Raw genomic sequence first — 25291 nt, forward strand, 5'->3', positions numbered from 1 at the left:
TTGAGATTGTCAGAACCCGTTTCAGGCCAGATCGCCGAAGCGGCACTGCAGCGCTGTTATTGCGGTCAGGGCGGCGGTTTCGGTGCGCAGCACCCGCGGCCCCAGCAACATCTCCTTGAAACCTTCCTGCACGGTACGGGCGATCTCGTCGCTGGACAAGCCCCCTTCAGGGCCTATCAGCAGGCGCACCCCGTGCTCCGGCACCGGCAGTGTGCTGATGCTGTACTCGGCGCGCGGATGCAGGTTGAGCTTGAGCTCTTTGGTCTCTTCCGCCAGCCAGGCGTCCAGCTCCATCGGCATCCGAACTTCGGGCACCAGGTTGCGGCCGCACTGTTCGCAGGCGCTGATCACCACCTTCTGCCACTGCTCGCGCTTCTTCTCCAGCCTGTCCGCCGGCAGCTTGACGCCGCAGCGCTCGGAGAAGAGCGGGGTGATGCAGGTGACGCCCAGCTCGACGGATTTCTGGATGGTGAAGTCCATCTTGTCGCCCCGGCTGATCACCTGGCCCAGATGGATGGCGAAGGGGGACTCCACAGATTGAGCCTCGCAGCCGTCTATGGTCACTTCCACCGACTTCTTGCCGACCAGGGCTATGGTGGCGGCATATTGATTGCCGTCGCCATTGAACAGCTCCAGCTGCTGGCCCGGCTGCATGCGCAGCACCCGGCCTATGTGGTTGGCGCCGTCTTCCGACAGGGCGAGGGTCTGGCCAACCTGCAGGGCGGCCGCTTCATAGATACGTGGAATGCGCATGGCTAAGTGTCAGTCTCTTGCTTGGAAACGCGTCAATGTCTTGCTGCGAGGCCGGGTTCACGGCGCACTCGACTATTGACGCGTCTCGTTATGGGAGGGGTTGTGATCCCTCCCTGTCAAATGGGGTTATTGGCACTGCTTTTCAATGAAGGGATTGGTATTGCCCTGCAACTTGCCGATGCGGCGATTGCGTTCGCACTCCCAGCCATCGGCCGGGTACTGCCTGTCCCAAGCTTCGAACAGTTTACGCTGTTGCGCCGCGAGGCGCAGCCCATACTGCTGGCTCATGTAGAGGTAGGCGCGGGCGATCTGGCCCCGTACCAGCCCCTTGGGCGGCTGTACCTGACGAGCCTTGAAATCCACCAGCATCTGGCACTGGCCGTACTGATCCGGGGTGCCGTTCCAGTCGGAGAAGCGGTAGTTGGCGCGATCGCCGTTCACCTCGCCGATGGCGGGGAACAGGTTGTGCATGTCTCCCTCCATCTGGTTGAACTCGTCGCTCTTGCCGCAGTTCTTGCGACCCCCCTGCTGCCAGCACTGCAGCTGGTGGCCGAACTCCCAGGCCGGCACCACGTGTTCCCACTCGATGCGGCTGGCGCGCGTGGCCTGCTTGCGCGGTTCATAGCCGCAGCTGGCGAGATCCGGGCTCATTTTCTTGCCCTGATACTCAATCTTGCAGCCGCAGTAGAAGGTGACGGGGTGATCCTGATAGAGGCGGTTCAGATCCTGCTTGGCGGCGCGAAAGGTCTGGGCATGCAGGGGCAAACTGACCAGCAGGGCCAGGGTGAACGAAAACAGGGGACGAAACATGAAGATCCTTGGCAATGACATGGTTGGATGAAGAGAGGGGCACCCTAGCACAGGGTTGCGACACGGGCTGGCTTACTCAGCAGGCACAGGCACCTGCCGTTCCCGCTCCAGCGGCTGCTTGCAGCGGCGGCAGTGGTAGCGAGCCTCGCCGCGCACCACCTTGTTGTGGCGGCGCACCGACAACTGATGCTGCTGGCAGTGACAGCGATAGGGCACGGTGCGCTGGGCCAGCACAGTCAGATCGAAGCTGTGGGTAGTTCTGGGCTCAAGGCCGAACAGCTCCCGCATCAGCGACTGCCACTGCTTGCCGTGGGGCAGCACCCGTGCCTTGCCACGCCCTTGGCCCCAGAGCGCATAGACCAGCAGATGGGCCACCTCGTGGGGCACCACCTCGGCCAGAAACGCCTGCTGGTTGGCCTGATAGAGGGCCGGGTTGAAGCGCAGCTCCCAGGTCTGCAGCCGCGCAGAGCCCGCCGCCCGACCGCGCATGTTGCAATGAACTTGCGGGCGGGGAAAGGAGCGGCCAAGGCGTGCTTCGGCCTGCACAAAACAGGCGTCGACACGGGCGAGCAACTGCTGGTGCAGGGCGGGATCGAGGCGGGTAGCGGTGACGGACATCGGGTTCTCGGCAAATGGCGGACAAGCAAAAGGGGAGCCAGGCTCCCCTTTATACCACAAGCGTGACGCTTACAGACCGGCGGCGGAACGCAGCAGTTCGGCCTTGTCGGTCTGCTCCCACGGGAACTCGTTGCGACCGAAGTGACCGTAGGCGGCAGTGGCCTGGTAGATGGGGCGCTTCAGGTCCAGCATCTGGATCAGGCCGTACGGACGCAGTTCGAAGTGCTCGCGTACCAGCTTGACCAGCAGATCTTCGGCCACCTTGGCGGTACCGAAGGTCTCGACGCTGATGGAAGTCGGCTCGGCCACGCCGATGGCGTAGGAGATCTGGATTTCACAGCGATCGGCCAGACCGGCGGCGACGATGTTCTTGGCCACGTAGCGGGCGGCGTAGGCAGCGGAGCGGTCAACCTTGGACGGATCCTTGCCGGAGAAGGCGCCACCACCGTGACGGGCCATGCCGCCGTAGGTGTCGACGATGATCTTGCGACCGGTCAGACCGCAGTCACCCATGGGGCCGCCGATGACGAAACGGCCGGTCGGGTTGATGAAGTATTTGGTGTCCTTGTTGACCCACTCGGCCGGCAGTACCGGCTTGATGATCTCTTCGCGCACCGCTTCCACCAGATCCTTGTGGCTGATGGACTCGCTGTGCTGGGTAGACAGCACCACGGCATCCACACCCAGGATCTTGCCGGCGTCGTCGTAGGCGAAGGTCAGCTGGCTCTTGGCATCCGGACGCAGCCACGGCAGGGTGCCGTTCTTGCGCACTTCGGCCTGACGCTTCACCAGCAGGTGAGAGTAGGTGATGGGGGCGGGCATCAGCACGTCGGTTTCGTTGGTGGCGTAGCCGAACATCAGGCCCTGGTCACCGGCGCCCTGCTCCAGCGGATCGCTGCGGTCAACGCCCTGGTTAATGTCGGGGGACTGCTTGCCGATGGCGTTCAGCACGGCGCAGGAGTCGGCATCGAAGCCCATGTCGGAGTGGGTGTAGCCGATGTCACGCACTGTGTTGCGCACTATCTCTTCGATATCAACCCAGGCAGAGGTGGTTACTTCACCGGCCACCATGACCATGCCGGTCTTGACCAGGGTCTCGCAGGCAACACGGGCCTTGGTATCTTGCTTGAGGATGGCGTCCAGTACCGCATCGGAGATCTGGTCCGCAATCTTGTCGGGATGGCCTTCGGAGACCGACTCGGAAGTAAACAGCTTTGCCATGATGGGATTCTCAGCTTGTCTGGGGTTATCGCCACAGCAATAACCGGGTGATGATAGGATGATTGTAGAGGTATCTACATCTGGACGTCCATTTTAGTTAGCGCCCCCCTCGATTGCCAGCACTATTTTGGTTTTGCCGCGCGCTGGCCGAACAAGATACGTGCTTTACCCCATTTGGGGTGCAAGCCGTTTACAACTCAATCGTTTGCCCCGGCCAGAAAAGCGATTGAGCTCCCAAAGCTACTTTATTCGCCCAGATAATATTTGCACCGCACGCGCCCTGCTGGGACAATAACGCGCCTTAATCTTGGCCATCAAATGAAGCAATCGCAGGAGATACAGATGCCTTCTCGTAAAGAGCTTGCCAATGCCATTCGCGCATTGAGTATGGATGCCGTTCAAAAAGCCAACTCCGGTCACCCGGGCGCCCCCATGGGAATGGCAGATATCGCCGAAGTGTTGTGGCGCAGCCACCTCAAGCATAACCCGAACAACCCCAAGTGGGCCGACCGCGACCGTTTCATTCTGTCTAACGGCCACGGCTCCATGCTGCTGTACTCCCTGCTGCACCTCTCCGGTTATGACCTCTCCATCGACGACCTGAAAAACTTCCGCCAACTGCACTCTCGTACCCCGGGTCACCCCGAGTACGGCTATGCGCCGGGCGTTGAAACCACTACCGGTCCGCTGGGTCAGGGCATCACCAATGCCGTCGGCATGGCGATCGCCGAGAAGGCCATGGCCGAGCAGTTCAACCAGCCGGGTCACGACATCGTTGACCACTACACCTACGCCTTCATGGGCGACGGCTGCCTGATGGAAGGCATCTCCCACGAGGCTTGCTCCCTGGCAGGTACTCTGCAACTGGGCAAACTGATCGCGTTCTGGGATGACAACGGCATCTCCATCGACGGCCACGTTGAAGGCTGGTTCACCGACGACACCGTCAAGCGTTTCGAAGCGTACGGCTGGCACGTGATTGCCGCCGTTGACGGTCACAGCCCGGAAGCCATTAATGCCGCCATCGAAGCCGCCAAGGCCGAGACCGGCAAGCCGACCCTGATCTGCTGCCGCACCATCATCGGCTACGGTTCACCGAACAAGTCCGGTTCTCACGATTGCCACGGCTCACCGCTGGGCAACGACGAGATCGCCGCCGCCCGTGCCTTCCTGAAGTGGGACCACGCGCCGTTCGTTATTCCGTCCGACATCGCCGCCGAGTGGAACGGTCAGGAGAAGGGTACCAAGCTTGAAGCCGACTGGGCTGCCAAGTTCGCCGCCTATGAAGCCGCTCACCCGACTCTGGCTGCCGAATTCAAGCGCCGTACCGCTGGCGAGCTGCCGGCCAACTGGGCAAGCGACTCCGCCAAGATCATCGAAACCCTGCAAGCCAACCCGGCCAAGATCGCGACCCGCAAAGCGTCCCAGAACTCTCTGGAAGCCTTCGGCAAGCTGCTGCCCGAGTTCATGGGCGGTTCCGCCGACCTGGCCCCGTCCAACCTGACCATGTGGTCCGGCTCCAAATCCCTGACCAACGACGATGCGTCCGGCAACTACATCCACTACGGTGTACGCGAGTTCGGCATGTCCGCCATCATGAACGGTATCGCCCTGCACGGTGGTTTCATCCCCTACGGCGCCACCTTCATGATGTTCATGGAGTACGCCCGCAACGCCCTGCGCATGGCCGCCCTGATGAAGCAGCGCGTCATCTTCGTTTACACCCACGACTCCATCGGTCTGGGTGAAGATGGCCCGACTCACCAGCCGGTTGAGCAGATCGCCTCCCTGCGTCTGACCCCGAACATGAGCACCTGGCGCCCATGTGACCAGGTTGAATCCGCGATCGCCTGGAAGCACGCCATCGAGCGTACCGACGGTCCGACTTCCCTGATCTTCTCCCGCCAGAACCTGGCCCAGATGGACCGTACTGCCCAGCAACTGGCCGATACCGCCAAGGGTGGCTACGTGCTGAAGGATTGCGCCGGTACCCCTGAGCTGATCCTGATCGCCACAGGTTCCGAAGTGGAGCTGGCCGTGGCCGCCTATGAGCAGCTGACTGCCAAGGGCCGTGCCGTGCGCGTGGTCTCTCTGCCTTGTACCGACGTGTTCGACGCTCAATCTGCCGAATACAAAGAGTCCGTCCTGCCGATGAGCGTGACCAAGCGTGTTGCCATCGAAGCGGGTATCGCCGACTACTGGTACAAGTACGTGGGCTTTGGCGGCAAGATCATCGGCATGCGCACCTTCGGTGAGTCCGCGCCGGCCGAGCTGCTGTTCAAGGAATTCGGCTTTACCGTGGAAAACGTGGTTGCGACCGCAGAGTCCCTGTAATAGCTGCTGACTATTGGGTCGTCTTGGCCCAATAGCCGGAACAGGAAAACGCCCTCCATCGCAAGATGGGGGGCGTTTTTTATAATAAAAATTTCTTTTTTCAGGTAACCTGATTAACCCAGTGTGAATAATTCAGCTTTACAACCGGGTATTTCGACTCTCTAAAGTTTTTCTGTGTTACGGTATTTTTTTTGGTGCCATATGATGCCGCCCGTAATATGCTATGTGTCTGATGGTGATTAATCCGCGTTCAATGCGGTATCGTTTTCAGTGATATAGGACAGGCGAGTTATTTTGTCGATCTATCATGGTAGTGAGTGGTTTTTTTCAGTAAATCAGGTGATATATAATTTTTAAAAAGGATGGAGTATTTACAATGGCTTGTTCTATATTGATTGATAAGTCAGAGGGAAAACTGAGGATAAATTCTGATTCATATGATTTGAACCGGGTCTCTGATGTACAAGTAAAAGAGCTTACATGGAAAGATAAACTGACAAATATGTTATTATTTGGGTTAATCACATCAAGTATCCTATTCTACTTTATACCGACTGAAGCGCAGGGTAAGGGAATGACGCTATTTCTTCCCGCAGTCGCTTTTCTGGTAGGAATGGTGATGGCTATGGTCACCCGTGCAAAATACGTATTCAGACTGGAGTTTAAACATGCCGATGAAACCGGCGTGCAATGGATCACTGCCGCCAAGAGCAGAAATGTGCGGGAGTATGAGATTTTTAAATTGAAAGAAGCGGAGCTTAAACAGATTCTCGGATAATACAGGCCGATTTTAAGCATAAATAAGGTCGTCAATGTTGATACCTGATAAAAAAACACCGGCCATAAGCCGGTGTTTTTTATCATTTAAACCAAACCTTACACCTGCGGTGGGGTGCTTTCCGCATTGGAGAGCACCGCATCCATCTGGACCAGGGCGCCGGTGGGCAACTCGCTCACGCCAATCACGGTGCGGGCAGGCAGATAGGCCGGGAAGTATTTGGTGTAGACGGCGTTGACCGCATCCAGATCCGCGATGTTCTTCACCTGAATATTGACCTTGACGATATCGTCCATCACATGGCCGATGCTCTCCACGATGGTCTTGATATGGCCGAGGCACTGGGCGGTCTGCTCTTTGACACAACCGGTCAGGATCTTGCCGGTGGTGATATCCAGCGGCAGTTGAGCGGCCAGATGGTTGTAGTGGGAGAAGGCGACAGTCTGGCAATGGAGCGGGCTGCGTGGCGCCTTGTCGGTATTGCGGGCGCTGATCACCAGGTTGTGTCTGTCTTCCACCAGCTGCGGCGGTGTGCCGTCACCGTGGGAGATGACCGCATCCATCTGCACCCGGGCACCCAGCGGCAGGGCAGCTGCGCTGATCACGGAGCGGGCCGGCAGATAGGCGACGGCGCGGGCAATGGCGGAGTCCGGGAAGAAGGTGGTGTAGACCTCGTTGACGGCGTCCAGATCGGCGAGGCTGGTCAGGTAGATGTTCACCTTGACGATGTCGTCAAACGGCACGTCGATGCTCTCCAGCACGGTTTTGATGTTGCGCAGACATTGACCCGCCTGTTCGCGGATGCCACCGGCGACCAGCTGGCCCGAGGCCGCATCGACCGGCAGTTGCGCGCCTATGTTGTTGTAGTGGGAGAAGGCAACGGTATGGGTCGAGAGCGGGTTGTGCGGGGCCTTGTCGCTGTTGCGGGCCAGCTTCACCAGGGCGCAGGGCGCTTGCGGGAAGGTGCCTTCGCCATTGGAGATGATGGCGTCGATCTGCACCTGGGCATCCAGCGGCAGGGCGGCCACCGCGAGTGTGGTACGGGTCGGCAGATAGCCCGGGAAGAATTCGCGATAGACGGCGTCGACCGCCTCCAGATCCGCCATGTCTTTCAGGAAGATAGTGGCTTTGACCATATCGTCCATCACGTGACCAAGGCTCTCTATGATCGCCTTGAGGTTATTCAGGCACTGTCTGGCCTGTACCTTGACGTCGCCACTCACCATCTTGCCGGTCTTGGGATCGACCGGCAGCTGGGCAGAAATATTGTTGTAATGAGAGAAAGCCACCGTCTGGGTGTAGGGACCCAGATCCTGGGGGGCATTGGTGGTATTTCTTGCAGCCTTGATGATGGTGCCACTCATAGATATTCCTCTTTTTAGTATTCGTTGTTGACTCAGGTACAGGTTCGTCCCATCCGAGTACGCCATGCCGACTGCGCCAGCGGGTGCATCCCAGGTTATTATGTTTAAGCCACTCAATAGCTGAATGGGATAAGAGAGGAAGGGACAGGGTTGATTATTTCAGACGAGGCGATTCTATGAGTGGCCATCAGAGGATGCAAACCGGTGATTGCGTTTCTATGAGATGGCTCAACGCTTGGAAATATAGCTGTTTTGCTATTCAATTCAGCGTGAATACCATTCAGAGCTGGATCAAACCGGTCTGGTATTGCGGGCGAACACGTGTGGACTGGGTTCTTCCTCTTGCAGGGACGGGTCAAGGCTGTGAATGAGGCGTTAAAAATATGCGCCATCTTGCGGTTAACCGGCTTTATTGTGCATAGATATGTATTTTAAATCGTTTTTGGGATCTATCCAGCTTGCTAAAAATATGCTAGCCCAAGGTCATGCAAAGACTAATAAAGATGTGGCTGGAATATAATTCAATCTATTGCATAGGCGATATTTTGTTATTGCGCTTGAATAGCCGCGTGTGTGCATATCCTGATGATATTTGCCGCGCAAAATAGAGAGATAAATATGCCACAAGAGGGCAGTCGTTCTGTTAGCGGATTGTGGTGATGGGGTGAGATGGTGGGGCCAAATGCTGGCTTGCCCACCAAGGTGACGCAGGTCGGGCAGCCAGTGTCACTTATCCGGTGGGGTAGAGGTCCGGGCGACTGGCGACCGTGTATGGGAGGGCAGGTTGCCCTCCTTGCCCAGAGATGTTTGATACGGAGGTCCTGATCCCGGTTATCGATCAGGCAGGATAGAGGGCGCCCAGGACTGCAAGACGGCTGGCACCGGTAACGGCCGGCAGGTTGCCCGGTTGGCGCTGGATAAAGCGCTGTGCCAGCCAGGCAAAGGCAGCTCCTTCCACCCAGTCGGGAGCGATCCCCAGCTCGGCCGTGCTGGCAATGCGCCAGTGGGGCAGCAGGCTGGCCAGTTCGCTCAGCAGCGGGGCATTGTGGGCGCCGCCACCGCAGACAAACAGCTCGGCCTCTGGCTGGCGGGCGCCGCTCGCCTCGTTCTGCGCGGGCAGCTGGCGGGCGATGCTGTGGCAGGTGAGCGCCTGCAGGGTGCGCTGCACATCCGCCGGGGCGTAGGCACTGCCTGCCAGCTCGCCATCGAGCCAGTCGAGGGTGAACATCTCCCGCCCGGTGCTCTTGGGGGCGGGGGCGATGAAGTAGGGGTGAGCCAACAACTGCTCCAGCAGTTCGGGGATAAGCCTGCCGCTGGCCGCCCACTGGCCACTGGCATCGTAGCCGGCACCCTTGGGGTGATGACGGCGATACCAGCCATCGAGCAGGGTGTTGGCCGGGCCGGTATCGAAGCCATAGACGCCGTCGGCCTGGCCCGGCAGCACAGAGATATTGGCGATGCCACCGAGGTTCAGCACAACCCGCAGGGCGCCGGGGCGGGCAAAGAAGGCCTGATGGAAGGCGGGCACTAGCGGCGCCCCCTGACCGCCGAGGGCCATGTCCATGGTGCGAAAGTCGGCGATCACATCGATGCCGGTCAGCGCCGCCAGCAAGGCCGCATTGCCGATCTGCAGGGTAAAGCCGAGCTGGGGACGGTGGCGGATGGTCTGACCGTGGCTGCCGATGGCGCGAATATCGGCAGGCGTGAGGCCGGCCTTGGCCAGCAGCCCGTGGGTCGCGGTGGCAAACTCCCGAGCAACCAGATTGTCGGCGACCCCCATGCGATCGATTTCATTGTCGCTCGGGGTGCAGAGGTCGTGCAGTTCACGGGCGGTGGGCCAAGGGTGGCTGAGGGCTGCTTCGACCCGCAGTTCATCCCCCTCGATCATCACCAGCACGGCGTCAATGCCGTCCATGCTGGTCCCCGACATCAATCCGATATAACGCTCGCTCATTTCGTCTCCACCTGTGTCGTCTTCAGCTAGGTGCCCAAGACGCGAGATAACAGTCCGGGGGCTTTGCCCCCGGTATCATAGTTCCATGTCACCCAGCCTGGGTTTAACTGCCGCCGTTGGCCCGCTTGTTCTGGGCCAGCTGCAGTTCCGGGCTGGCCAGCTTGGCCAGCTGGGGCATGGCCTGGGCCTTGAAGTTGGCAAGCTCCCGCCCGGTTAGCGTCTCTGCCTGGGGCAGATTGAGGGTACGCGGGTTCTTGTGCACGCCGCCTACCACGAATTCATAGTGCAGGTGCGGGCCGGTGACGCGCCCGGTGCCGCCCAGCTTGCCGATGGTCTGGCCCTGCTTCACTCGCTGCCCCTTGTTGACGGTGCGCTTGGAGAGGTGCAGGTACTTGGTCACATAGTTGCCGGCATGCTTGATGAAGACGTAGTTGCCGTTGAACTGGTTGTAACCGGCCGCCACCACGCTGCCGCCGCCCGCCGCCATGATGGGGGTGCCCACCGGCGCCACATAGTCGATGCCGTTGTGGGGGCGCACCTTGCCGGTGACCGGATGCAGCCGGCGCGGATTGAAGTTGGAGCTGATGTATTTGAAGTTGACCGGCGCGCGCAGGAAGCTCTTGCGCATCGCCTTGCCTTCCGGCGTGTAGTAGTTGCCATCTTCGTTCAGCACGGCGCGATAGATGGCGCCCTGGTTGATGAACTCGGCGGCCAGGATGTCGCCGGAGGCCACCCGCTCGTCATCCTGATACTTCTCCTGATAGACCACCCGAAAGCTGTCCCCGGGTTGCAGGTCCTGAGCGAAGTCGATGTCCCAGCCGAAGATGGCGGCGAGATCCATGATCTGATCTTCCGTCATGCCCGCCTCGGCGGCGGCGCCCCAGAAGCTGGAGCGGATCTCGCCCTTCGCCACCTGCTCGCGGGTATCGAGTTCCAGCTTGACCGGTTTTGCCACGAAGCTGTCGGCCTTGCGGCTCACCTTGAGCGCCTGCTCCAGGCTGTGGGGATAATAGAGGCTGTGCAGATCGCCATTTTGGGTGAGCTTGAAGGTGAGTTCCTGACCGGGTTTGAGCAGGCGCAGGGTATCCGTGCCCTCGAGCTGATCGATCAGGTGCAGATCCGTGGTGCTGAGGCCAAGGCGCTGGAAGATGACCCCCATGTTGTCGCCGCTGCGCACCTTCACCTGCTTGGTGATGTAGCTGGGCTTGGGCGGGGTGACGGGCTGCTCGGCCTGGGCCAGCAGCGCGTCCTCGTCGGCTTGCGGCTCGGCGGCAAGCTCATTGCCGTTGTCATCGACCCGAGTGGCGACCGCCTGTTCACTTGGCCAGGCAGCCAGCATCATCACCATGATGCTCAGGATCAGCACCATCTTGCGGTGCCAGGTGGGAAGAGAGTTGAAGGCGTTCCAAATAACCATGCGAAGCTGACGAAGTCGGGCAGAATGGCCAGATTTTACAGTCTTTCCAATTGGCCCGCCATTCCAGTAATATGTTTGGCCCTGTGGAATCGTGATTGGAGAGTCAAAAAATGTCCCAGCTCGAGGTGGCGCTAGCCGAGATCAAGCGCGGAGCGGAAGAAATTCTGGTGGAAGAAGAACTTGTCGCCAAGTTGAAGGAAGGGCGCCCGCTGCGCATCAAGTTGGGGATGGATCCGACGGCTCCCGACATTCACCTGGGTCATACCGTGATCCTCAACAAGCTGAAGACCTTCCAGGATCTGGGCCACGAGATCATCCTGCTGATCGGCGACTTCACCGCCATGGTGGGTGACCCCTCCGGCAAGAACAGCACCCGTCCGCCGCTCTCCGAAGAGGCCATCAAGCACAACGCCCTCACCTATGCGGAGCAGGCGTTCAAGATCCTCGATCCCGCCAAGACCCGCATAGAGTACAACTCCAGCTGGCTGGGCGAGCTGGGCGCGACCGGCATGATCAAGCTGGCGGCCAAGCAGACAGTGGCCCGCATGATGGAGCGCGACGACTTCAAGAAGCGCTACACCGGCGGCCAATCCATCGCGATTCACGAATTCCTCTATCCGCTGCTGCAAGGCTATGACTCGGTCGCGCTGAAGGCGGACGTCGAGCTGGGCGGTACCGATCAGAAGTTCAACCTGCTGATGGGCCGCGAGCTGCAAAAAGATGCCGGCATGGCCGCCCAGTGCGTGCTGATGATGCCGCTGCTGGTCGGTCTGGACGGCGTCAAGAAGATGTCCAAGTCTGCCGCCAACTACATAGGCGTGCACGATGCCCCGGGTGAGATGTTCGGCAAGATCATGTCCATCACAGATGACCTGATGTGGAACTACTACGAGCTGCTCTCCTCTCGCCCGCTTTCCGACATCGAAGGCTTCAAGGCGGGTATCGCCGCGAACACCCTGAATCCCCGTGACGTGAAGATCTGGCTGGCCAAGGAGATCATCACCCGCTACCACGACATTGCTGCGGCCGAAGCAGCCCACGAAGACTTCACCCAGCGCTTCTCCAAGAACGCCATTCCGGACGAGATGCCGGAAGTCGAGCTGGCACTGGAAGGGGAAGGGCTGGCCATCGCCAACCTGCTGAAAGACGCCGATCTGGTGACCACCACCTCCGAAGCGCTGCGGATGATCAAGCAGGGCGCGGTCAAGGTTGACGGCGACAAGCTGGAGGATGGCAAGGCGCTGGTCGGCGCCAGCACCGCCGTTTATCAGGTCGGCAAGCGCAAGTTTGCCCGGGTGACCGTCAAGTAAGCGCGCTCCCCTGATAGAAAGAAGGCCTCCATCTGGAGGCCTTTTTGTTGGCTCATTGCCGCTGGAAGAAGGGATTAGCCCTCTGTTTTCAGGAAGTTGCGATAGAGCATGTAGAGGTGGGCCGAGCTCCAGCTGAAGTTGCTGGCCCCCTGCATGGCGCCGGTCTCCGGGTTGTAGTTCTCGCGGATGGGACCGCTGCCCGCCAGCCCCTCGGCATTGGCAAACAACTTGTTGACCAGCATCTGGGCGTCGCTGCGATAGCCGTAGTTCTCCAAGCCCTTCACCCCGAAGTAGAACTGATCCAGCCAGACCCGGCCGCGCCAGTAGATGTCGGGGTCGTAGGCAGGGTTGGTCAGCGCTGCCGTGCCGAGCGGTACCTTGGTGTTGAACTCCTGGGCATTGAGCATCACCTCGCGCACCCGCGCCGCCTTCTCCTTGTCCGCCACCTCGGCCCAGAGCGGGCTCCAGCCTTCCGGGCCACGGCCTCGGGCGGTCAACAGCTTGCCGACGCAGCCGTTGGCGTCGGGCAGATCCCCCTGAGCTATCTGGCGGTCGTAATAGAAGCCGGAGGCCTCATCAAACAGGCAGCTGTTGATATAGCCGGCCAGCTGGCTGGCCCCTTCGCGGTAGCGGATCCCTTCGTCCGGCTTGCCGAGCAGCTCGGCCATGTCGGCCAGGATGCGCTTCTCCTTGGCGAGGAAGGCGTTGAGCTCCACCGACTCCTGATCGATGGAGAAGCCGATGAGGCTGCCGTCATCTTCGTGGTTTTCGAAGAAGAAGACGTTCCAGTCCTGGCGCGCCTTGGCCATGTCGCCGCCATAAGTCTTGTCGGCATAGCGTTTGAGCTGATCCGGCTCGATAAAGCCGAAGCGGGCGGCGTTGTCCATGCCAGACTCCCAGCCGGCGCCATGCTGGGCGCCGATATCCATGTCGGCGTAACCGCCAACGCTCAATACCTGCTGATAGAGCGCCATGCCGGCGCAGCCATACCAGCCCTCCTCTTCGCTGGTACAGCTGGAGAGATCCAGCCCGGCCGGTACGCCCGTCGGGTACTGCACCTTGAAGGTGATGTTGCCGAACTCGTCGTTGTGCTCGACGTGGCGGGTGGCGCCGTATTCGATGATGCCATTGCGGTTGTTGTCCCGCGCTCTGTACCACCAGTCGTGATAGGCCTGGATCTTCGGATACATCTCGGCGATGAAGGCCTTGTCTTTGGTGGCGCTGTAAATCTCCCAGATGGCCCAGGCGGAGAGGGGCGGCTTGGTGTCGCGCTCGTTCCAGTTGCCGCCATCGCCGCCGCGATCGGAGAGCTTGTTGTAGAAGACGGCATCGATCACCATGCCGGCGTCTTGCGGGCGAACAGGATCGCCGGGCTGGATCTGGTAGTCATACATGGCGCGCACGTTGTTCTTGGCCACCTCCGGGTTGAAGTGGGCCATGGCGTAGGCGTGCTTCCAGCTGTCCCAGGCCCAGACCCCGTCGAACCAGCGGGCCGTGTTGGAGGGGGTCACCCCGTCGTGCAGGATGGCGCCGGCCGGCGAGCGCCAGTTGCCGTTGAGGGTCTCCATCGCCTTGACCGCGATACGCCGCTCCGATTCCGGGATCCCCTGGTTGGAGAGGCCGCGCTCGAGGTAACCCTCCCAGCGGCGGATGGCGTCGTCGAAATAACTGGCAGGCTTGGCCAGCAGGGCCTGGCGACTCTGCTGGAAGCGGCTGGCGTCATCGCTGCTGTGAACGTAGCTCTGCAGGGTGTAGATATCCTCGCTCCCCTTGGCGGCCAGGGTGAGGCTGGCTTCGCTCACATAGCCAAGCCCCTTTTCATCCAGGGTGGTGCGGCTGGGCAGGGTACGGTCGATACGGTAGCTAGCGCTGCCGCTCTGTATGATGTTCCAGGTGCTGCGCAGCTTGCCGAACTGGAACTCGATGCCCCGTTCGCTCTGGCTGATGGTGCGACTCCAGTCAGGATACTGCTCGGCCACCGTCTTGTTGGCATCCCACTGCTGGAGCAGCTCTCCCTGCCAGTTGAGAGTCAGGGTGAGCGGCGCATCTGTGTGATTGCTCAATCGCGTGCGGACAAGGGCGGTGCGGGCATCGCCGTAACGCAGCTCCAGCTCCAGGGTGAAGGGCTCGAACTCGAAGCGCTGCACCAGGGCCCCCGGGATGGCGTAGATCTCGTGCTTGCTGGCGCTGGTGAGCGGGAAGGCGCGGCCGCTCTCGTCGCTCAGGCTGAGCCGGTCCAGTTCGCTTGCGAAGAACAGGCTGTACTCCTCGGCAATCACCATGGGGCCGGTGAAGCCGCCCCACTCGCTGTCGCTGGTGGGCAGCAAGAAGCCATGCCAGGCCCCCAGATCGAGCAGCGGGTTGTATTTGAGGTTGGAGTAGCTGTCAAAATCTCGGAACTGGAGCGGGGTGCCGCTGCGATCGATCACGTTCTGGTACTGGCTCGCCAGGGTCGCACTGGGCGGAGTCGGGGCGCTGGAGTCATTGCCGTTGCAGGCGGTCAGGCCAAACAGGGCGACGCTCAGGGTGATGGAAAGTAAACTTTTACGAAACATGTCTCGCTCCAATGACGATTTTGTAGGTTAAAGAAGGTGCTTTTTTAGCGTTTATTTTAGTGAAATCGTTTGCAGGAGACATTGTAGGGGAATGCTGCGGGCTATATTGGCGCTTCGTCACACTGTTGAGCGAGGGAATGTGAGCCGGATCACCGGGTTACACGAGGTTACATTACAGAATGTTTTAGTAACTATTTACTTGGTGTTGAGTGTCCATTGAGGGACAGGTACGCAGATATTGGTGGGGGGTCAGACCGAACTCCTGCTTGAAACGGGCGGCGAAGCGGCTGGGAGAGTCATAACCGCAGGCGAGGGCCACCTCCAGCGGAGTAAGGGCCTGCTGCAGCAGGGTGAGGGCGTGGCTCATACGTACCTGGGTCAGCAGCTGACGAAAGCTGCACCCCTCGGCGGTCAGCTTGCGCACCAGGGAGGCGCGGCTCATGGCGAAGTGGGGGGCTATGGCTTCGAGCCTGTGGTCGGCGCCGGGCTCTACGCCGAGGTAGCGGGCCAGCCGCTCCCCGAGCGTCATTGTGCTGGCGGGAAACAGCAGGTCGAGGGCATTGGCGGCGTGCAGCTCGGCATAGAAGCCGTGCAACAGCTGGGTCTGGGTGGCCTGGCTCAGCGTGCGGCTGGCCATCGAGCAGACCAGCTCGAAGCAGAATGCCAGCGCCGGGCTTATCTCAAGGCGCGGTTCCCTGAGTCGGGTGGCCGGGGCATCAGTCAGCCACTTTGCGGGGGGCGGGGCCAGCAGGGTCAGGGCCTGGGAGCTGAACTTGCCCTGTTCGGGCTGGTTGACAAAGGTGAGCTGGTGGCCTGCCGGGATCAGCAGCCAGCTCGCCTTGTCAAACGACAGGCGCCTATCCTGCCACCACAGCTGCTTGTGGCCTTGCTGTACCCAGATGATGGTCGGCGCATAGATGAGCACCCGGTGCAGCGGCTGCTGGCGGATCCCGAGATAGTGATGCAGTTGCAGCAAGGGGGCGCTCATCCGGCGGGCTCCTAGGGGGTGACGAAGGTGGCGGTCAGAGTGGCCTTGCCCAGCGCCATGGCATTGAGCATGTAGCCTACCATGGCGGGCGGGGTATCTGCCTTCACCTCGAGTTTGGCTTCGGGCAGAGCCCAGGCGGTGAACTGGTAGCGGTGCATGCCGTGACCGGCGGGCGGGCAGGGGCCGCCGTAGCCCTGGCTGCCGAAGTCGGTTCCGAGCTCAAGGCCCTGTTTGAGTTTGCCGGAGACGTTGCTGGCAAGTGAACTCTGGTTGGCCGGCAGGTTCACCACCAGCCAGTGCCACCAGCCGCTGCCGGTGGGGGCATCGGGATCATAGGCGGTAATGGCGACGCTCTTGGTGCCGGCCGGTAGATCCTGCCAGCTCAGCTGGGGCGAGCGATTCTCCCCCTTGCAGCCGAAGCCGTTGAAGCTGAACGCCTTGTCCATCAGCTGGCCTTCCTGAATGTCGGTGCTCTTCAAGGTCATGGCAGAGGCGGGCAGGGCCGCCACGCACAGCAGGGAGAGCAGGGTGGAACGCAGGGGTAATTTCATTGTGGTGCTCCTTTATGGATGACGGGATCCCGCCAAGCGGATCCTGATGGCGGGATCAGTCTAGCGAAGCCGGACGGTTCGGGTGCAACCAAAAGGCTCAATATCGGCTTATCGGTGGCTGATTGTGAGCCGAACTGCATCTGGGTGGAAAAAGAGTGGGGCGGCGAAATGAGGTGGCAAGGTAGGGGGCCAACTCGTGGTGCGGCGGCCATAAAAAAACCGGCCTCGATGAGGCCGGTTTTGACATCTTGCTGAGAGCCTAGCAGGCGGCTTAGCGCAGTATCATCTGCTCGCGGCCCGGGCCGACGGAGACCATGGGAACCGGCACACCCAGCAGGGCTTCGATGCGCAGCACGTAGTGCTGGGCAGCCTTGGGCAAGTCTTCAAACTTGCGGATGTGGGAGATGTCTTCGCTCCAGGCTTCCATGGACTCGTACACCGGCTTCAGACCGGCGGTCTGTGGCCAGATCGGGTTCTCGGTGTTGGCGCCTTCGTAGGCCACGCAGATTTTCAGATCCGGCATGCCGGAGAGGCAGTCCAGCTTGGTCAGGGCGATCTCGTTGGCGGCCTGGATCTCCAGACCCTGCTTGGTGGCAACGGCGTCGAAGTAGCCGATGTCACGGGGACGGCCTGTGGTGGCACCGAACTCGTTGGCGAACTTGCGGAACTCTTCCTGGTTCTCCATGGCGGTGATCAGGGTGCCGGTACCGACAGAGGTACTGAACGCCTTGGCAACGGCAATCACGCGCTCGGGGCGCAGGGCCGGCAGGCCGCCACCGATGCCGGCGTAAGCGCCGGAAACGTGAGAAGAGGTCACCCAGGGGTACTCACCGTAGATGAGGTCACGGCCGGCGCCCAGCTGGGCTTCGAACAGCAGGGTGCCGTTCTGGGCCTGGATGGCCTTGAGCGGCTCGCTGACGTTGCAGACGGCGTCGATCCAGGGGGCGGACACTTCCAGCAGCCAGTCGGCCATCTCCTGGGCGGTCTGCTTGAACTCGAAGCTCGGGTAGAGGGCTTTGAGCTGCGGCAGTTTCCAGTCGAGGAAGAACTGGATGCGCTCGACCAGCACGTCCGGCTGTTTCAGCCAGCCGACCAGGATCGCTTTTTTCATGACCCGATCACCGTAAGCCGGGGCTATGCCCTGACGGGTGGAGCCGTAAGCACCATCACCCAGACGGACTTCTTCCAGGGTATCTTCCAGCGCATGGATCGGCAGGCAGAAGGTGGCGCGATCAGAGATGGCCAGTTTCGGGGTCACGCCGGCGGCTTTCACTTCAGCCAGCTCTTTGGTCAGCGGCTCGGGGCTGATGACCATGCCAGGGCCGAGGACAACCAGGCACTCCGGGTTGAAGACGCCGCTCGGCAACTGGTGCAGCTTGAAGGTGCCCAAGTCGTTGACGACGGTGTGGCCGGCGTTGTTGCCGCCCTGAAAACGGATGCTGGCGGCGGATTGACCTGCCAGATAATCGACGATGCGGCCTTTGCCTTCATCACCCCAGTTAGCACCTACGACTACGATAGACGACATGACTCTTTCTCCTAAGACGTTAGGCGTCCATCCTAGGAGGCTGGGGTGGATTAGAAAAATTAATTATCTTTATAGTTCCGATAAGAAAGCCATATAATTGTGGCGATTTTACCGGCAAGACGCCCCGTGTTGCCGCGCTGGCCCGCGTCATGGGCACAGATGTGGAAAAACAAGAGGACCCCCATGCTGGACATTCACTGGCTGCACACCTTCGTTACCCTGGCCCGCCTGCAGCACTTCGGCCAGACAGCCACCGAACTGCACATGACCCAGCCCAATGTCAGCCTGCATCTCAAGAACCTGGAGCAGGCCACCCGGGTCAAGTTGATTGAACGCAGCCCGTTTCGACTGACCCAGGCCGGTGAGCGACTGCTGCAAAGCGCCGAGCGCGCCATCAACGAGCTGCTGCTGTGCCAGTCCGATCTCAATGCCCTCAACCAGCTGAGTCAGGGCACGCTCGCCATTGCCGCCAGCGACATCATCTCCCGCCTGTTGCTGATCCAGCCGTTCCAGCGCTTCAAGCAGGCGTTTCCCGGCATCGATCTTACCCTGTTCAATACCACCTCGGATCAGGCGGCGGATCTGGTCAGGGCGGGCAAGGCGGATCTCGGCTTCGTGATGGCGCAAAAGCGCAGCGAGCCGCTGTTCTACACAGAATTGCAGCAGGTGACCTGGTGCGCCCTTGGGCAGGGGCTCACTCGCTGGCAGGCCCGTGCCAAGGCCGGAGAGAGCGATCCCCTCGACGAGCCGACCCTGATCCTGCTTGGCCACGATACCCGCACCCGGGCATTGATCGACCCCTCGCTGCATCTGCTTGGTCTGCCGACTTGCCGCATCATGGAGGTGGGCAGCGTGGATGCCCAGCTCGACTGGGCCGAAGCGGGCTTCGGGGTGGCCATAGTGCCGGACTTCTCGCTCCATCCACGCCTCAAACTCACTGCCCCCGTGACCCGGCTCACCGACTTCCCCGGCACCAGCCTGGGATATGTGGTGCGCCAGAACCAGGTGCTGTCGCGGGCCATCAAACAGCTGTTGCACTGGGTGGAGGAGGAGATACGACAGCCCGACGCCCGCCATCAGGCGGTGCCCAAGGCAGCAGGTTGACCAGGTCCGACAGGACAAGCCGACGGGATGCCCCTTGTGTGTCCGTTTTCACGTCAGGTGCCTGACCTGGTTGGACTGGGTTGGAAGGGGAGATACCGATCGGCGGTCGGGTTACGGCCCATGTCGCGCATGAGTTGCCACCGAACAAGGCAACAGGTGCAATGCAAAAGAAGAGGCCACCCTGACAGGTGGCCTCTTTCGTTGGTGGTGGGCGAGATTACTGGATGGGCACGCTTGCCGAGGGGGTGGCCGGCAGGGGCTGGCCTGCGCCGTCGGTGCCACTGGCGGCACTGGGCGCAGCCCCTTGCATATCGGCTGACGCCGAGTCGACCGCGGACGAGGCGGGTTGCGTCGCCAAAGCGGCCGAGGGGATATCCGCAGTCACAGTCTGAGTCGCCACGGCGGCTGAGACCGGCTCCACCGACATGGGCTGGGTCACCAATGCCTCCGGGGCTGCTGCCTGTGCTGCGTCATCCCCGGTGGCCTGCGCCGCCGACTGGGCTGCCAGGGTTTCCGTTGCCGCCGAACTCTCTGTATCCAGGGGGGTCAGGGAGTCGGGAATAAGTGGCGGTGGCGGCAGGGCGGCATCCTCCATGCCCGGGTGGCGCGGTATCTCCGTCTTGGCCTGCATTGAGTCCAGAGTGAGGGGCGTCAGCGCCGGATGCAGGCGAGTGAATTGCTTGAGTCGTGCCGTCAGTACGTCACGCACCGTGCGCACCTCGGCGTCTGGCAGGCTGTCCAGCGCAATCAGTTCGGCGGTGACGGAGAAGGTGTTGATGCCGCTGGGCTGCCCCGGATAGAGGTTGGCGCCGATGCGGCTGCGCTGGTAGTAAGGGTGATTCTTGAGCAGGTGGTCGACCTGCTCCCCCTCGATGGGAATGATGCGTGCCTTGCAGCGGCCGGTCAGATCCCCTATGCCCTGATTGGGGTGCCCCGCCACCATGAAGGCGGCATCCAGAGTGCCATCGCAGAGCCCTTCCAGCCGACTGTTGACGGAGGTGGAGATGACAGGGGCAAAGCTGCTCTCCTGCCAGCCCATTGCATCGAGCAGAGCCTGGCTGGTGACGCGCTCTCCCGACCCCGGATTGCCCAGATCGACCCGCTTGCCTTCGATGTCGGCCAGGGTGTTGATATTGCTGTTGGCGCCAGCCAGCAAGGTCAGCGACTCCTGGTGGAGTTGAAACAGGCTGCGAAGTCGGTCATTGGGGGGCTGGCCCACAAAGGGGCCAGTGCCGTGGATGGCATGGTGCACTACATCTGACTGCACCAGTGCCAGCTGGATTTTCCCCTGGTCCAGCTCTTTCAGGTTGGCGAGGGAACCCGAGGTGCTCTGCACGGCGCAGTGCAGCCCGTGATTGGCGCTCTCTTCGTTCAGCAGGCGGCAGATGGCTCCTCCCGTCGGATAGTAGACGCCATTGAGCGCCCCCGTGCCTATGGTGAGATAGGCGGGCGTGGCGGCGTACAGGGGCAGCACCAGGGCAGCCGCCAGCCAGGGCAGGGCGGTACGAGACAGGGTCGACAGGTGGTGCAGGGCGCTTGGCAACATATTGAACCGGATCAATGGCTGATAAAAAGGATGGGTCAAGCCCATCCCGTCTGATTTCACGGCCCGCCTTCATCGCTGATGGCGGCTGGTGCGGCCGATATTCAGCCGCAAAAATATACCCTATTGCTGTCAGATGCGAGTCTGGATCGCTTTCTCCATCCGGGCCAGCGCCTCGCTCAGCCGTGCCCGGGTGCAGCCGAAGTTGAGCCGCACGAACTGGCCATCGCCGAACTGGGCACCGGGGGAGAGTCCCACCCCAGCCTGCTCGAAGAAGGCGATGGGATCCTCGAGCCCGAGTGCACTGACATCGATCCAGGCGAGGTAGGTGGCCTGGTTGCGCGCCAGCTTGACGCCGGGCCAGCGGGCGACCGCCTGTTCGATCAATGCCAGATTGGCGGCCAGGTAGTCGAGCTGCTCGCAGAGCCAGGGATCGCCTCCCTCATAGGCCGCCTCGGCCGCCACAAAGCCCAGCAGGTTGACGTCGGCGCTGATGCCGCGCATCGCCTGTTGCAGCTTGAGGCGCAGGCGGGCGTTGGGCACCACGGCGAAGGCGCAGCACAGACCCGCGATATTGAAGGTCTTGCTCGGAGCCATCATCACGGCGCAGCGCTCGGCAGCTTCCGGGCTGATGGCGCCATAGGGTATGTGGCGGGCATTTTTGTCCAGCAGCAGGTCGCAATGGATCTCGTCCGAGCAGACCACCAGGTTGTGGCGCTCGGCGATGGCGTCGATGGCTTCCAGCTCCTCACGGGTGAACACTGTGCCGCCCGGGTTGTGCGGGTTGCACAGCAGCAGCAGATCCGCCGCAGGGGCTTGACGCTCCAGTTCCTCCAGATCCAGCACCCAGCGACCGGCCTCTTCCACCATGGGGACTGTGAGCAGCGGGCGATCGTTGAAGCCCGGCGCCTGCAGGAAGGGGTAGTAGACCGGCTTGGGGGTGATGATGCCGCGGCCGTGCTGGCTCCAGGCCTTGCAGGCGAGATTGAGGCCAGGCACCACCCCGGGCAGGAAGACGATCCACTCTGGCTGGATGGTCCAGCCGTAGCGACTGGACAGACGCGCGATGATGAGTTCGATCAGCCGGGCAGAGGGACGCGAGTAACCGAAGATACCGTGGGCGACCCGCTGGGTGAGGGCCTCGATGACGGTGGGTGGCGAGACAAAGTCGGTGTCAGCTACCCACATGGGCAGCACGTCCTGTCCCTTGTACTTGTCCCATTTCAGGCTCATGGTATCGCGACGATCTATTTCCCGGTCAAAATCAAACATGTGAAATCCTTATGCTGGCCAGTGGGCTTTCAATGTACGGGGTCGGGCGCGGGGTCGCAAGCCTTGAGGTGGCTCTTGATAATGACATAAAATAAGCGGCGCCATTTCATGCACTTGCCGAATTTGGGCCAGTATCCTCCCCCCAATCCAGTGGTAATTCTATGAGTTTGTTGACCCTCGCCCTGAAGAGGTCGGATCCCGTCTCCCTCTCCTTTTTGGCCGTGACCTTTATGACCGGGGTGGCGGTGGCGCTCCAGGTGCCTACCTTGAGCCTGTTTCTGGCCGAAGAGGTGCAGGTGCGTCCCTTGCTGGTCGGACTGTTTTATACGGTCAACGCCGTGATCGGCATTCTCATCAGCCAGTGGCTCGGCCACCGCTCCGACAGCAAGGGGGATCGCAAGCGGCTGATCCTGCGCTGCTGCTTCGCGGGGGTGGTGCTCTCCCTGCTGTTCGCCTGGAATCGCAACTACTGGCTGCTGGTGAGCCTGGGGGTGCTGCTGGCGAGTCTGGCGGCCACCGCCAGTCCCCAGCTGTTTGCCCTGGCGCGGGAATATGCCGACAGCCGCAACAAGCGGGCGGACATGTTCAGCTCCGTGCTGCGGGCCCAGTTCTCCCTGGCCTGGGTCATAGGCCCCCCCATTGCCTTCGCGCTGGCCATCGGCTATGGCTTCGAGGTGATGTATCTCGCCTCCGCCCTGGCCTACCTCATCTGTGCCTTCGTGGTGTGGCGCTGGCTGCCCTCCCTGCCGTTGCCCACGCCAAACAGTGAGGTGGAGCGGGTCAGCAGCTGGCGAGATCCGTCGGTGCGGGCGCTGTTCATCGCCTCTACCCTGATGTGGACCTGCAACAGCATGTACCTCATCAACATGCCGCTCTACATCACTCGCGAACTGGGGCTGGAGGAGAAGCTGGCCGGTGTGCTGATGGGCACGGCCGCAGCCCTCGAGATCCCCTTCATGCTGCTGGCGGGCTACTACACCCAGCGCTTCGGCAAGCGTCCCATGATGCTGGTGGCCGTGCTGGCCGGGGTCGGTTTCTACGTGGGGCTGGTCACTTTGTCGAGCCAGTCTGCGCTCATCGCGCTGCAACTGCTCAACGCCATCTTCATCGGCATCGTCGCCGGGATCGGCATGTCCTACTTTCAGGATCTGATGCCGGGGCGCGCCGGGGTGGCGACCACCCTGTTTGCCAACAGCATACGCACCGGCTCCATCATGGCGGGGGCGATAGCGGGAACTGTGGCCGAGATCTGGAGTTTTCACGGGGTCTTCATGGTGGCCACTGCGTTGGCGCTTGCGGCACTGGCTGCCTGCTGGCGGGTGCCCAATGTGTGAGGCTGGTCTGTGACCGGTTGGTTATGGGGGGCGAATGCAGCCTGACGGCTTGGGCTTATTTGTCGTTGTCGGTCTGATATTCGTTGCGCAGGCAGCGCAGCAGCAGCTCGGTGGCCGGGCCCAGCGAATCCGCTGACGGGGTCAGCAGATAGGTGTAGAGATGGCGCTCGTTGCCACTGGCCAGATCCAGCGGCACCAGGACGCCGCTGGCCAGCTCTTCCTGCACCAGATGGCGCGGCAGCCAGGCATAGCCAAGACCGAGTCTGAGCATGGCGATCACCTCGTGATAGTGGGTCGCCTTCCAGCCGGTGTCATCCGCATCGTTCCAGTCCACCGAGCGGTGAATGGGGGGATGCAGGCTTATCTGGTTGTGGCTGGCGAGCTCGTCGGTCGAGACGGCACCAGCCAGAGCGGCGAGGGGATGCTCGGCCGAGCAGAGCGGCAGCAGGCACACCTCGTCCAGCGGCAGGCCGGTACGATCCTGGGGCAGGTGCTCGGAGAGCATGAGATCCCCCACCTGCAAGGCGTTGAAGTGGCAGTGAATGCGCTCGTGCAGATTGACGCGGCAGCCCCGGCTGCGGGGATAGAAGTGGGCCAGCGCCCGATAGAGTCGCTCCCGTGGTTGCAGTACGGAAACGTAGAGATTGATCTGCGGCTCCCACTGCCGTTCCAGGTTGTTGGCCAGGTTCTCCAGTTCTTCCACCTGCTGGCTGAGCTGACGGGCCCGCTTGAGAAAGATCTCCCCCGCTGGGGTCAATACCGCCTTGCGCCCCCTCACTTCCAGCAGCGGCACCCCCAGACTCTGCTGCAGCTTGGCCACCGCATGATTGAGAGAAGATTGGCTCTTGTTCAGCGCCTCGGCGGCCTGGGCATAACCGCCACAGTCCACCACGGCCTGAAAGATCCGCCATTGCTCAAACGTGCTCTTGGGACGAAACATATCTCAACCTGATCAGGGATCGTATGTGGTAAGGGCCTTCGACGGGGGCCGGTGGCACCCCATTGAATTTAACCCCATGCAGCGCAGGGTTCCGGTTATTTTGCAGATTTATTTGGGCTGGGCCACGAAGGTCTGGCCGGTGTTGCCACGGCTGTCAGCCCCCATCAGATAGAGATAGAGCGGCATGAGATCGGCCGGCGTCTTGAGCTGCTGGGGATCTTCCGCCGGGAAGGCGCTGGCGCGCATCTTGGTGCGGGTACCACCCGGGTTGAGGGTGTTGACCCGTACCGCCGTGTTCTCCAGCTCGTCGGCCAGTACCTCCATCATGCCCTCGATGGCGAACTTGGAGATGGCGTAGGTGCCCCAGTAGGCGCGGCCCTTGCGGCCCACGCTGGAGGAGGTGTAGACGATGGAGGCCTCACCGTGCTCCTTGGCGGTCTGGCGGATCAGCGGCAGCAGCGCCTGGGTCAGCAGGAACTCGGATTTGACGTTGACCTGCATCACCTCGTCCCACTCCTTCTCCTGGATGTGTTCGAACGGTGACAATGTGCCGAGCTGGCCGGCGTTGAACAGCACGCCGTCGAGGCGGCCAAATTGCTGCGCGAAGGTCTCGGCCATGCCGCGGTAGTGGGCGGCGGTGGCACCTTTCAAGTCCACTGGCACGATGGCGGGCAGCGGATAACCGGCGGCCTCGATCTGGTCATAGACTGCCTCGAGCTTGGCACTGGTGCGGCCGAGCAGGATCACGGTGGCGCCGTGGGCGGCATAGGTGATAGCGGCTTCGCGGCCTATGCCGTCACCGGCACCTGTGACCAGAATGACCTTGTGCTTGAGCAGATCCCGGGGGGCCTGATAATCGAGCATGACAACTCCTGTTAACAAGTTCGTGGCAGATGCGCGCGGCAAATAGAGGCGCA

The 25291-nt window shown here is 61.3% G+C and carries 20 protein-coding genes; 5 read left to right on the forward strand and 15 right to left on the reverse strand.

Going from position 1 to position 25291, the window contains the following annotated elements:
- Nucleotides 1–21: 21 nt before the first annotated feature.
- From rsmE to metK, 4 genes are all read right to left on the reverse strand, one after another.
- Nucleotides 22–753, reverse strand: coding sequence for a 16S rRNA (uracil(1498)-N(3))-methyltransferase (gene rsmE / locus ACW5XD_RS06650; protein ID WP_456494188.1), 732 nt, complete (start codon nt 751–753; stop codon nt 22–24).
- Between the two features lie 126 nt (nt 754–879).
- A complete protein-coding gene (locus ACW5XD_RS06655) occupies nt 880–1563 on the reverse strand; it encodes an endonuclease (RefSeq protein ID WP_456494189.1) in 684 nt (227 codons plus the stop codon).
- A gap of 72 nt (nt 1564–1635) precedes the next feature.
- On the reverse strand, nt 1636–2181 hold the full coding sequence (locus ACW5XD_RS06660) for a SprT family zinc-dependent metalloprotease (RefSeq protein ID WP_456494190.1): 546 nt from the start codon (nt 2179–2181) through the stop codon (nt 1636–1638).
- Nucleotides 2182–2250: 69 nt separating this feature from the next.
- The gene (gene metK / locus ACW5XD_RS06665; protein WP_456494191.1) at nt 2251–3402 is read right to left on the reverse strand and encodes a methionine adenosyltransferase; all 1152 of its coding nucleotides are present in this window, start codon (nt 3400–3402) and stop codon (nt 2251–2253) included.
- Between the two features lie 342 nt (nt 3403–3744).
- On the opposite strand from metK, the gene tkt reads away from it, so the two are divergent.
- Complete coding sequence (gene tkt / locus ACW5XD_RS06670; protein ID WP_456494192.1) at nt 3745–5736, forward strand: transketolase; 1992 nt, start codon at nt 3745–3747, stop codon at nt 5734–5736.
- A 376-nt stretch (nt 5737–6112) separates the two neighbouring features.
- A complete protein-coding gene (locus tag ACW5XD_RS06675; protein ID WP_456494193.1) occupies nt 6113–6514 on the forward strand; it encodes a hypothetical protein in 402 nt (133 codons plus the stop codon).
- Nucleotides 6515–6612: 98 nt separating this feature from the next.
- Here ACW5XD_RS06675 and ACW5XD_RS06680 read toward each other — a convergent pair whose 3' ends face one another.
- From ACW5XD_RS06680 to ACW5XD_RS06690, 3 genes are all read right to left on the reverse strand, one after another.
- Nucleotides 6613–7878: a RidA family protein gene (locus tag ACW5XD_RS06680; RefSeq protein WP_456494194.1), complete on the reverse strand. Its 1266-nt coding sequence runs from the start codon at nt 7876–7878 to the stop codon at nt 6613–6615.
- 838 nt (nt 7879–8716) lie between these two features.
- Nucleotides 8717–9832, reverse strand: coding sequence for an anhydro-N-acetylmuramic acid kinase (locus ACW5XD_RS06685; RefSeq protein ID WP_456494195.1), 1116 nt, complete (start codon nt 9830–9832; stop codon nt 8717–8719).
- A 103-nt stretch (nt 9833–9935) separates the two neighbouring features.
- Nucleotides 9936–11249: a peptidoglycan DD-metalloendopeptidase family protein gene (locus tag ACW5XD_RS06690; protein ID WP_456494196.1), complete on the reverse strand. Its 1314-nt coding sequence runs from the start codon at nt 11247–11249 to the stop codon at nt 9936–9938.
- Nucleotides 11250–11359: 110 nt separating this feature from the next.
- On the opposite strand from ACW5XD_RS06690, the gene tyrS reads away from it, so the two are divergent.
- On the forward strand, nt 11360–12559 hold the full coding sequence (gene tyrS, locus ACW5XD_RS06695; protein WP_456494197.1) for a tyrosine--tRNA ligase: 1200 nt from the start codon (nt 11360–11362) through the stop codon (nt 12557–12559).
- A 74-nt stretch (nt 12560–12633) separates the two neighbouring features.
- On the opposite strand, the gene ygjK is transcribed toward tyrS, so the two are convergent.
- The 4 genes from ygjK to ACW5XD_RS06715 all read right to left on the reverse strand — a co-directional run bounded on the left by ygjK (nt 12634) and on the right by ACW5XD_RS06715 (nt 18181).
- Nucleotides 12634–15114 (reverse strand): alpha-glucosidase, encoded by a 2481-nt coding sequence (ygjK, locus tag ACW5XD_RS06700; protein ID WP_456494198.1) that lies wholly within the window; start codon nt 15112–15114, stop codon nt 12634–12636.
- Nucleotides 15115–15298: 184 nt separating this feature from the next.
- A complete protein-coding gene (locus ACW5XD_RS06705; protein WP_456494199.1) occupies nt 15299–16102 on the reverse strand; it encodes a helix-turn-helix transcriptional regulator in 804 nt (267 codons plus the stop codon).
- An 11-nt stretch (nt 16103–16113) separates the two neighbouring features.
- Complete coding sequence (locus ACW5XD_RS06710) at nt 16114–16653, reverse strand: YbhB/YbcL family Raf kinase inhibitor-like protein (protein ID WP_456494200.1); 540 nt, start codon at nt 16651–16653, stop codon at nt 16114–16116.
- Nucleotides 16654–16924: 271 nt separating this feature from the next.
- The gene (locus tag ACW5XD_RS06715) at nt 16925–18181 is read right to left on the reverse strand and encodes an adenylosuccinate synthetase (RefSeq protein ID WP_456494201.1); all 1257 of its coding nucleotides are present in this window, start codon (nt 18179–18181) and stop codon (nt 16925–16927) included.
- A gap of 183 nt (nt 18182–18364) precedes the next feature.
- On the opposite strand from ACW5XD_RS06715, the gene ACW5XD_RS06720 reads away from it, so the two are divergent.
- Entirely contained in the window at nt 18365–19285 is a 921-nt protein-coding gene (locus tag ACW5XD_RS06720; protein WP_456494202.1) for a LysR family transcriptional regulator, read from the forward strand.
- Nucleotides 19286–19502: 217 nt separating this feature from the next.
- On the opposite strand, the gene ACW5XD_RS06725 is transcribed toward ACW5XD_RS06720, so the two are convergent.
- Entirely contained in the window at nt 19503–20876 is a 1374-nt protein-coding gene (locus ACW5XD_RS06725; protein ID WP_456494324.1) for a TAXI family TRAP transporter solute-binding subunit, read from the reverse strand.
- 84 nt (nt 20877–20960) lie between these two features.
- Complete coding sequence (locus ACW5XD_RS06730; protein ID WP_456494203.1) at nt 20961–22100, reverse strand: MalY/PatB family protein; 1140 nt, start codon at nt 22098–22100, stop codon at nt 20961–20963.
- A gap of 161 nt (nt 22101–22261) precedes the next feature.
- Here ACW5XD_RS06730 and ACW5XD_RS06735 point away from each other — a divergent pair, with 161 nt between their 5' ends.
- On the forward strand, nt 22262–23434 hold the full coding sequence (locus ACW5XD_RS06735) for an MFS transporter (protein WP_456494204.1): 1173 nt from the start codon (nt 22262–22264) through the stop codon (nt 23432–23434).
- Between the two features lie 55 nt (nt 23435–23489).
- Here ACW5XD_RS06735 and ACW5XD_RS06740 read toward each other — a convergent pair whose 3' ends face one another.
- Together ACW5XD_RS06740 and ACW5XD_RS06745 are read right to left on the reverse strand one after the other, a co-directional pair.
- Nucleotides 23490–24374 carry a LysR family transcriptional regulator gene (locus tag ACW5XD_RS06740; RefSeq protein ID WP_456494205.1) on the reverse strand — a complete coding sequence of 295 codons (885 nt, stop codon included), beginning with the start codon at nt 24372–24374 and terminating at the stop codon, nt 23490–23492.
- 108 nt (nt 24375–24482) lie between these two features.
- Entirely contained in the window at nt 24483–25238 is a 756-nt protein-coding gene (locus tag ACW5XD_RS06745) for a YciK family oxidoreductase (RefSeq protein ID WP_456494206.1), read from the reverse strand.
- Nucleotides 25239–25291 lie beyond the last annotated feature (53 nt).

The sequence above is a fragment of the Aeromonas enterica genome (assembly GCF_054052465.1).

Coding starts and splice junctions, on each gene's coding strand:
- ACW5XD_RS06680 (WP_456494194.1), bottom strand. CDS start 7,878: ATGAGTGGCACCATCATCAAGGCTGCAAGAAATACCACCAATGCCCCC.
- ACW5XD_RS06675 (WP_456494193.1), top strand. CDS start 6,113: ATGGCTTGTTCTATATTGATTGATAAGTCAGAGGGAAAACTGAGGATA.
- tkt (WP_456494192.1), top strand. CDS start 3,745: ATGCCTTCTCGTAAAGAGCTTGCCAATGCCATTCGCGCATTGAGTATG.
- metK (WP_456494191.1), bottom strand. CDS start 3,402: ATGGCAAAGCTGTTTACTTCCGAGTCGGTCTCCGAAGGCCATCCCGAC.
- ACW5XD_RS06725 (WP_456494324.1), bottom strand. CDS start 20,876: ATGGGCTTGACCCATCCTTTTTATCAGCCATTGATCCGGTTCAATATG.
- tyrS (WP_456494197.1), top strand. CDS start 11,360: ATGTCCCAGCTCGAGGTGGCGCTAGCCGAGATCAAGCGCGGAGCGGAA.
- ACW5XD_RS06660 (WP_456494190.1), bottom strand. CDS start 2,181: ATGTCCGTCACCGCTACCCGCCTCGATCCCGCCCTGCACCAGCAGTTG.
- ACW5XD_RS06720 (WP_456494202.1), top strand. CDS start 18,365: ATGCTGGACATTCACTGGCTGCACACCTTCGTTACCCTGGCCCGCCTG.
- ACW5XD_RS06740 (WP_456494205.1), bottom strand. CDS start 24,374: ATGTTTCGTCCCAAGAGCACGTTTGAGCAATGGCGGATCTTTCAGGCC.
- ACW5XD_RS06655 (WP_456494189.1), bottom strand. CDS start 1,563: ATGTTTCGTCCCCTGTTTTCGTTCACCCTGGCCCTGCTGGTCAGTTTG.
- ACW5XD_RS06735 (WP_456494204.1), top strand. CDS start 22,262: ATGAGTTTGTTGACCCTCGCCCTGAAGAGGTCGGATCCCGTCTCCCTC.
- ACW5XD_RS06690 (WP_456494196.1), bottom strand. CDS start 11,249: ATGGTTATTTGGAACGCCTTCAACTCTCTTCCCACCTGGCACCGCAAG.
- ACW5XD_RS06745 (WP_456494206.1), bottom strand. CDS start 25,238: ATGCTCGATTATCAGGCCCCCCGGGATCTGCTCAAGCACAAGGTCATT.
- rsmE (WP_456494188.1), bottom strand. CDS start 753: ATGCGCATTCCACGTATCTATGAAGCGGCCGCCCTGCAGGTTGGCCAG.
- ACW5XD_RS06705 (WP_456494199.1), bottom strand. CDS start 16,102: ATGAGCGCCCCCTTGCTGCAACTGCATCACTATCTCGGGATCCGCCAG.
- ACW5XD_RS06710 (WP_456494200.1), bottom strand. CDS start 16,653: ATGAAATTACCCCTGCGTTCCACCCTGCTCTCCCTGCTGTGCGTGGCG.
- ACW5XD_RS06730 (WP_456494203.1), bottom strand. CDS start 22,100: ATGTTTGATTTTGACCGGGAAATAGATCGTCGCGATACCATGAGCCTG.
- ACW5XD_RS06685 (WP_456494195.1), bottom strand. CDS start 9,832: ATGAGCGAGCGTTATATCGGATTGATGTCGGGGACCAGCATGGACGGC.
- ACW5XD_RS06715 (WP_456494201.1), bottom strand. CDS start 18,181: ATGTCGTCTATCGTAGTCGTAGGTGCTAACTGGGGTGATGAAGGCAAA.
- ygjK (WP_456494198.1), bottom strand. CDS start 15,114: ATGTTTCGTAAAAGTTTACTTTCCATCACCCTGAGCGTCGCCCTGTTT.